At 73.9% G+C, this 6,790-nt stretch carries 8 protein-coding genes and 1 pseudogene; 2 read left to right on the top strand and 7 right to left on the bottom strand.

The features are described from left to right. Positions 1 to 418: 418 nt before the first annotated feature. Both ACIA5A_RS21470 and ACIA5A_RS21465 read right to left on the bottom strand, forming a co-directional pair. On the bottom strand, positions 419 to 1,210 hold the full coding sequence (locus ACIA5A_RS21470; RefSeq protein ID WP_396765015.1) for a winged helix-turn-helix domain-containing protein: 792 nt from the start codon (positions 1,208 to 1,210) through the stop codon (positions 419 to 421). 536 nt (positions 1,211 to 1,746) lie between these two features. Continuing rightward, a complete protein-coding gene (locus ACIA5A_RS21465) occupies positions 1,747 to 2,697 on the bottom strand; it encodes a hypothetical protein (protein ID WP_396765012.1) in 951 nt (316 codons plus the stop codon). 21 nt (positions 2,698 to 2,718) lie between these two features. On the opposite strand from ACIA5A_RS21465, the pseudogene ACIA5A_RS21460 reads away from it, so the two are divergent. Next, a pseudogene (locus tag ACIA5A_RS21460) lies at positions 2,719 to 2,952 on the top strand (hypothetical protein); the annotation flags it as partial. Between the two features lie 30 nt (positions 2,953 to 2,982). On the opposite strand, the gene ACIA5A_RS21455 reads toward ACIA5A_RS21460, so the two are convergent. Continuing rightward, positions 2,983 to 4,014, bottom strand: a complete 1,032-nt coding sequence (locus tag ACIA5A_RS21455; protein ID WP_396765009.1) for a sigma-70 family RNA polymerase sigma factor — start codon at positions 4,012 to 4,014, stop codon at positions 2,983 to 2,985. A 107-nt stretch (positions 4,015 to 4,121) separates the two neighbouring features. Between ACIA5A_RS21455 and ACIA5A_RS21450 the strand changes: the two genes are divergently transcribed. Continuing rightward, positions 4,122 to 4,940 (top strand): alpha/beta fold hydrolase, encoded by an 819-nt coding sequence (locus ACIA5A_RS21450; protein ID WP_396765006.1) that lies wholly within the window; start codon positions 4,122 to 4,124, stop codon positions 4,938 to 4,940. A 9-nt stretch (positions 4,941 to 4,949) separates the two neighbouring features. Here ACIA5A_RS21450 and ACIA5A_RS21445 read toward each other — a convergent pair whose 3' ends face one another. From ACIA5A_RS21445 to ACIA5A_RS21430, 4 genes are read right to left on the bottom strand one after another with little or no spacing between them, the layout of a single operon-like run. Then, positions 4,950 to 5,231: a DivIVA domain-containing protein gene (locus ACIA5A_RS21445; protein ID WP_396765003.1), complete on the bottom strand. Its 282-nt coding sequence runs from the start codon at positions 5,229 to 5,231 to the stop codon at positions 4,950 to 4,952. Then, positions 5,231 to 6,223 (bottom strand): FAD-binding oxidoreductase, encoded by a 993-nt coding sequence (locus tag ACIA5A_RS21440; RefSeq protein WP_396765000.1) that lies wholly within the window; start codon positions 6,221 to 6,223, stop codon positions 5,231 to 5,233. Before ACIA5A_RS21440 ends, ACIA5A_RS21445 begins: the two co-directional genes overlap by 1 nt. Further along, on the bottom strand, positions 6,220 to 6,432 hold the full coding sequence (locus ACIA5A_RS21435) for a hypothetical protein (RefSeq protein WP_396764996.1): 213 nt from the start codon (positions 6,430 to 6,432) through the stop codon (positions 6,220 to 6,222). The genes ACIA5A_RS21440 and ACIA5A_RS21435 overlap by 4 nt, the downstream gene beginning before the upstream one ends. A 47-nt stretch (positions 6,433 to 6,479) precedes the next feature. Continuing rightward, positions 6,480 to 6,731 carry a DivIVA domain-containing protein gene (locus ACIA5A_RS21430; protein WP_396764993.1) on the bottom strand — a complete coding sequence of 84 codons (252 nt, stop codon included), beginning with the start codon at positions 6,729 to 6,731 and terminating at the stop codon, positions 6,480 to 6,482. Positions 6,732 to 6,790: the final 59 nt, after the last annotated feature.

Raw genomic sequence — 6,790 nt, 5'->3', positions numbered from 1 at the left:
CCCGGGTGGTTGAATACCCCCTCCCCCCACCCCTCTCCGCCCCACCGCGGCGGCCCCCCCGGGCGGCCGGCGCGGTGCCCCCCCCCGCGGCCCCCCCGCCCCCGTCCCCGCCCCGCCCCGCCCCGCCCCGCCCCGTCGATCTTGCACTTACGGCCCCGACGAAAGCACCAAACGCCTCATCTCATGGGCACAAACTCCATGATCGACGCGCACCAGGCAGGCGCGCCTCGTCGATCATGAAGTTAGCGGCGACAAATCGGACCACGCGCACCGCTAACTTCATGATCGACGGGGCGAGGCGGCCGACGCCCTGCCACACCACGCTTCACTGCGGTGATCAAGGAGTTTGGGTCGCGTGAGGGCTGGGCGGGGACGCGAACTCCTTGATCGTGCTGCGTTCGGCACGCAGGGGCGGGGGTCAGGAAGGGGTTAGGCGGAAACCGACGCCTCGGACGGCGTGGATGGTGGCGGCGGCGTCCAGGCGACCCAGCTTGTGCCGGATGCGGCGCACCACCGAGTGCATGTCGGAGCCCCGGCCCAGGTGGTCGTTGCCCCAGACCGCGCGGTGCAGCCGGGCGTACGTCCACACCCGACCCGGGGTGCCGGCGAGGCAGATCAGCAGGTCGTGCTCCAGCGGCGTCAGGCCGACCTCCCGTTCACGCCAGCGCAACACTCGCCGGTCCGAGTCGACGGCCAACTCCGTCGTCGGTCGCCGCTGCGGGGCCTCCCCCTCGACCGCCCCGCCGGCGTCGACAGTTGACAGGACAGCCTCGACACCCGACGGCACGGCGTCGACACCCGACGAGACCGCCCCGGCACGCGACGGTACAGCGCCGACACCCGACGGGATTTCTCCGGCGCGCGACGGCACCACCCCGGCACCCGTCGGGACCACTCCACCACGCGACGGCACCATCCCGGCGCGGGTCGGGATCACCTCGGCACCCGACGGGGCGGCGTCACCACCAGCCGGAAGATCGCCGACGCCCGGGCCGACGTCGCCGATCGGGACGGCCGGCGACGCGGTGTCGGTCGGAACCGCGGGCGCCCGCGTGACCGACGGCCGACGGACCAGGTCGAGAAACCTGCGGGCCTGGTGGGCGCTGGAGACGATGAGGAACGTCTCGGTGCCGCCGAGCAGTTGGGCGAGCTGCCGGCGTTCGGTGGCCGTTGTCGCGATGCCGATGACCAAGGACGGGATCGTCGTCATCCGTTCCCACTTTCCGGCAGGCTGGCGCAGCTCCCGGCATTTGCCGAGCCATTTTCGGCGCGGCGGATCGGACCGCCCACGGTTGCGGAACGCCTGGTGCGGCAGGCGGCGTGGGGCGTGTCGGAGCTGCTGTTTCGTGAGGCTTCGGGGCGAGCTACCGGGGATCATATAGCTGCCCACCGATGATTGGTATAGCAGTTAACGTTGATGTAACTGCACACGGCAGGATGCCCGGAGGAAATTGCGTCCACCGGCGGGGGGGCAAATCGATGACGGCAGCGGCGACCGATGTGCGACCCGACCGCAGCGCATTCGACGCCGCCCCGCCCCACCACCTCGCGTCCGGCGGGGCCGGTGTCCGCCCCGCCTCCGTGGTCGACGTGCGCCACCGGCCGAGCCGACCTGAGGCGGCGTCGACCCACCGGTGGCACCGTGCGTCACCGACACCCACACCGGCCTGATCCACGGCCGAGCCACCGGTCACGTGTTAAGCGGGGCCCCCTCCTCTACCGAATGCGTTAACAGGGGGCCCTTCCTTACCGCTCGAGCGCCGCGTGCAGCAGGCGCATGGACCGGATCGCCGAGCGGATCTCCTGGAGGTACTCGGCAGTGGTCAGCGCGTGCCGCAGGCTCGGGTCCGCTGCCGCCGCCGGGTCGAGGCCGACCGTCTCCACCGCGCACCCGTACGGGATGCCGAGCGTCCGGATCGCGTCGGCCTGCTGGAACGGCACGAAGTGCTCGGTGGTGACCAGCAGGACGCTCTCCCCCGACAGCGACCCCGGTCCGACCCGGGAGTCGGCCCAGAACGCGCAGGTGTCGGCGGTGTTGGCGCGCCGGGCCGGGTCGGTCGAGGGCGCGGCCAGCACGCGCAGCCGCCGGCCGTCCGGTGCCCGGTAGTCGTGGATCAGGGGCGCGGGGCCACCCGGGTCGGGCAGCCGGCGCAGCCCGGGGAACGCCGCCCGCACCGCGAGGTCCATGGCGGCGAACTCGGTGGGGCAGTCGCCGGCGCCCCGCTCCGCCGCCACGGCCCGCTCCGGCTCGGTGGTGGGCCGGACGCTGCCCAGCCCGCACACGGTCCCGCCGGTGACGTGCCGGTCGAGCAGGGTGGCCGCGTACCGGGCTCGGAGCAGGCAACTGCGGACCAGGCCACCGTGGATCAGGACGTGGTCGTACCGGTCCCGGCTGGGCCTGTCCCGGTGACGCAGGCCCAGCGCGCTCGCCGCCGCGCGTACCCGCTCGGTCACGTCGGCCGGGAACTCCCGGCGCCGGGCGGTGGCGCGTTCGCCGCCCCGGCGGAAGTCCCAGTGCCGGGCCGAGATCTCCGCCAGCCCGGCGAGCACGTCGCCGGACGGCCACGTCTCCCCGAAGCACTCCACCAGCTCACGCAGGGCGGCCGAGGTCGCCCACTCGGAGATCTCCGCGCGCAGCACCGCCGGATCCCCCTGCGGGTCCCAGCGCGGCAGAACCACCCGGGCGTACGTCGTCATGAGCCTCGCCTTCCCCCGGCGATGAGTACGGGGCCGTACGCCGGTCTGATCCACGTGACCACCCTCGTGCTCCGGCTGGCCGGTCCGTCGCCGACCCGCGCGGAGATCGCGGTCCGCTGCGCCGAGCTGGCCGAGGCGTTACGCGGCCGGGACCGGGGGGTGGTGGTCTGCGACGTGTCCGAGGTGGGCCGGCCCGACCTGGTCACGATCGAGACCCTGGCCCGGCTGCGGCTGACCGCCCGGCGGTTCGGCTGGCGGCTGGAGCTGCGTGGCGCGAGCGCGGACCTATGCGACCTGGCCGGCCTGTTCGGGCTGACCGGCGCCCTCCTCCAGCCGGTCCGGCAGGCCGAAGAGGGGGAACAGGCGCTCGGTGTCGAGGAAGTGGTTGAGCGACGTGATCCGGCCGCCGGACAGCCCGACCACGATCAGCGACCAGGGCACGTGACCTGAGTCGGGGTCGCGCCGGTACTGCCCGAACGCCGGCATGCCGTTGGCCGCCACCGGCACCAGGCGGGAGCCTCGGCAGCCGTTGCCGGTGCCGGTCATCCAGTCGGCGATGTGGTCGGGACCGCGCAGCCACAGCGGCATCGGCGGCATCGACAGCGTCGCGTCCTCGTGCAGCAGCGCGGTGAGCGCGGTGAGGTCGTACGCCTCGAACGCGCGCACGTAGCGGGCCAGCAGCGCCTGCTGCTCCTCGTCGAGCGGGCGGCGCACCTCGGCGCCGGTGTCGGCGGCGGCGATGGTGGCGCGGGCCCGTTGCAGTGCGCTGTTCACGCTCGCCACCGACGTGTCGAGCAGGTCCGCGACCTCCTGGGCGGACCAGGCGAGCACCTCGCGCAGGATGAGCACGGCCCGCTGCTTCGGCGGCAGGTGCTGCAACGCGGCGACGAACGCCAGCCGGACGGACTCCCGCCCGGCGACCACCTCGGCCGGGTCGCCGGCCGTGGGCAGCACCCGGTCGTCCGGCACCGGGCCGAGCCAGATCTGTTCCGGGCGCGGCTCGCCCGGATGGGTGGCGGTGCCGCTGCCGGCCGGGCCGAGGTCCATCGGCCGGACCCGGCGCTGCGCGCTCGCGGTCATGTTCAGGCAGACGTTCGTCGCGATCCGGTAGAGCCACGTCCGCAGCGCGGACCGCCCCTCGAACCGGTCGAAGTTCCGCCAGGCCCGGACGAAGGTGTCCTGCACCGCGTCCTCGGCCTCGAAAGCCGAGCCCAGCATCCGGTAGCAGTAGCCGGTCAGCTCCGGCCGGTATGCCTCGAGTTGCGTCTCCACGGGGACGCTCGCCACCTCGCTCACCTGTTCGAAGCTAGACCACATGCTGCGCGAACGCGAGCACCGGGAAACCGCCGGTCGCGGGCACCGATGAGTTCGCCGCGTCCGCCCGGTCCAACGTTCGTCACCACGGAACACCGAAGGAGCACCCGATGACCACCGTCGAGACCAACACCCCGGGGCAGTACGCCGACGTCAACGGCATCCGCCTCTACGTCGAGACCCACGGCGCCGGCCGGCCGATGATCCTGCTGCACGGCGGCCTGGGTTCCGGCGAGATGTTCGCGCCGGTCCTGCCCCTGCTGGCCGCCGAGCACCAGGTGATCCTGGTCGACCTGCAGGGGCACGGCCGCACCGCCGACATCGACCGGCCGATCGACTTCGGGCTGATGGCCGACGACATCGCCGCGCTCGTCGACCACCTCGGCCTGGACCGGCCGGACCTGGTCGGCTTCTCCCTCGGCGGCGGGGTGGCCATGCACGTGGCGTTCCGCCATCCGGAGAAGGTGGGCCGGCTGGTCTCCGCGTCGGCCAACATCCGCCGGGACGCCATCTACCCGGAGATGCTGGCGCAGCAGGGCGGGGTCAACGCGGCGGCGGCCGAGTTCATGAAGGACACCCCGATGTACGAGCTGTACCAGCGGGTCGCGCCGCGCCCGGAGGACTTCCCCAAGCTGCTCGACAAGATCGGCGAGGCGATGCGGAACGACTTCGACTTCACCGAGCAGGTGCGCGGCCTGCGGGTGCCGACGCTGGTGATGGCCGCCGACGCCGACATGGCGCCGCCGAGCCACTACGTGGAGGTCTTCAAGCTGCTCGACGGCGGGCTGCGCGACGGCGGCTGGACCGGTGAGGGCCGCCCGGCGGGCGGGCACGCGCTGGCGATCCTGCCCGGCCTGAGCCACTACGACATCGTCGAATCCCCGCTGTTCGCCGCCGTCACGCTGGCCTTCCTCGACCAGGGCCGCTGACCGCCGGAGTCAGTGCCGGTGGCCTGCCATCGATCCGCTGTCGGTTCCCGCGGCGCTCCGTGCCGTTTGCCAGTCGCGGAGTGCGCCTTTGATCCGGCGGTTCTCGGCGCTCACCATGCCGAGCAGCCGCGACCGCTCGGCCAGCTCGTAGGCGAGGCGGTGCAGGACCGCGTCCACGTCCTCGGTGCGGTAGCCGCGCCGCAGCCGCGACGTCAACGGCAACTCGACCGCCTCGACGCGGCCCGGCGTGAGCGGCCCGACCAGCGCGTGCGCGCTGCGGTAGACGGCCATCACCGGTCCCCGATCACCGGCAGTCGCCGGCGCTGCGCGGGCACCCCGGCAATGCTCAACCAGCGGCGGGCGGCGGCGAGCATCCCGGGCGGGCCGCACACGTGCACGTGCTGACCGGCCCGGTGGTGGTAGGTCGCCAACGCGACGGCCGTGCCCCGCTCGGCCGGCGCGGCCTCCGGGTCGGCGGAGAACGCCGGCACCACGGTCAGCCAGTCGTGCGCCTGCTGGAGCTTGTCCAACGCGATCGCGTCGTACAGGTCGGCGAAGGTGCGCGCGCCCACGATCAGCGTCACCCACCTGTCGACAGGCGCGGCGGCGACCTGCTCCACCAGGGCCCGCAACGGCGCCAACCCGGTCCCGCCGGCCACCAGCAGCAGATCGTCACCACCGTCGACCAACTCCAACCCGGAATCCAGCGGCGCACCGAGATGCAACAACTCGCCGGGACGTACCTCGTCGACCAGGGCGACCGAGACGGGCCCGGCGGGCAGGGCGCGGACATGGAACTCCAGCGTGCCGTCCGGGCGGGGCGCGTTGGCGGGCGACAGCCAGCGCCATCGTCCAGGCCGGCGTTCCGTGTGCACCGGGATCGCCTGGCCGGGCCGGTGGGGCAGCCGCCGCCACGGCCGTACCGTCAGGATCGCCACGCCCTCGGCGGCGCGGTCGTGGTCGACCACCTGGACCGGCCACCACGGCGGCGCGTCGCCGAGACGGGCGGCGGTGCGCTCGATCAGCCGCCAGGCCCGCCACCAGCGCAGGCCGGGCGCGGGCAGCAGCGCGTCGCCGACCGCCGCCGCGTGCCAGGGCCGCAGACCGAAGCTCCGGTACGCGGACCCGAGCGCCCGCAGCAACGCCAACCGCCCGGCGCGGTCGTCGCCGCCGTCGAGCAGCCGCAGCAGGCCGGCGTGCAGCAGCGGCGCGTCGCGTTCCGGCAGCAGCCCCGGGCAGCGGTCCTGCACCGTCGCCCAGAACCGCTGCGCCTCGTCGGTCACGGGAGCCGACCCGGGCCGAAGCCGGCGGCGTGCAGCGTGGCGTGGCCCCACCGGGCCAGCCGGCAGGGGTACGGGACGCGCTCGCTGCGGCACAGCGGCCCCTGCGGCCAGCGCTCCGGCACGTGCACGCGCACGGCCAACTGGGCCAGGACCAGATCCTCGTCGGGGACCGGAACGAGGACGGGAAAGTCGGCGAGCGGGACGGGCATCGGTAGGTGCCTCCGGGATCGGCGGGTGTCGTGGATGAATGGCGCGGTCATCGGCCAGCCGGCCCGTCCGGGTCGCGGCGGCAGGCGTGGTGCCGGGACTGCCACTGTCGGAGCACCTGACGTGCCCGCTCGGTCTCGGACCTCGCGGTGGTCAGCTCGCGGCTCAGGCGGTCGAGTTCGTCCGCCACCCGGTCGAGGTGGTCGCGCACCTGACCGGGGTCGAGGCCGCGCCAGCGCCGGTCGAACACGGCGGCCCGGACGTGGTACGGAAGCAGGCGTCTCGCGGTCGCGTGGATCATCGCGCCTCCGGGTGTGTCGACAGGGGACCGACACCGGGGCGGGCACCGGGATGAGGTAC

This window comes from Micromonospora sp. NPDC051300, from assembly GCF_044455315.1.
GTDB lineage: Bacteria > Actinomycetota > Actinomycetes > Mycobacteriales > Micromonosporaceae > Micromonospora > Micromonospora robiginosa.
The sequence above is the reverse complement of the archived record's forward strand: the minus strand, read 5'-3'. Positions and strand labels throughout refer to the sequence as shown.

What these genes read in the sequence shown, in the direction of transcription:
- ACIA5A_RS21470 (WP_396765015.1), bottom strand. Translation starts at nt 1,210, where the DNA reads ATGACGACGATCCCGTCCTTGGTCATCGGCATCGCGACAACGGCCACC.
- ACIA5A_RS21465 (WP_396765012.1), bottom strand. Translation starts at nt 2,697, where the DNA reads ATGACGACGTACGCCCGGGTGGTTCTGCCGCGCTGGGACCCGCAGGGG.
- ACIA5A_RS21455 (WP_396765009.1), bottom strand. Translation starts at nt 4,014, where the DNA reads ATGTGGTCTAGCTTCGAACAGGTGAGCGAGGTGGCGAGCGTCCCCGTG.
- ACIA5A_RS21450 (WP_396765006.1), top strand. Translation starts at nt 4,122, where the DNA reads ATGACCACCGTCGAGACCAACACCCCGGGGCAGTACGCCGACGTCAAC.
- ACIA5A_RS21445 (WP_396765003.1), bottom strand. Translation starts at nt 5,231, where the DNA reads ATGGCCGTCTACCGCAGCGCGCACGCGCTGGTCGGGCCGCTCACGCCG.
- ACIA5A_RS21435 (WP_396764996.1), bottom strand. Translation starts at nt 6,432, where the DNA reads ATGCCCGTCCCGCTCGCCGACTTTCCCGTCCTCGTTCCGGTCCCCGAC.
- ACIA5A_RS21430 (WP_396764993.1), bottom strand. Translation starts at nt 6,731, where the DNA reads ATGATCCACGCGACCGCGAGACGCCTGCTTCCGTACCACGTCCGGGCC.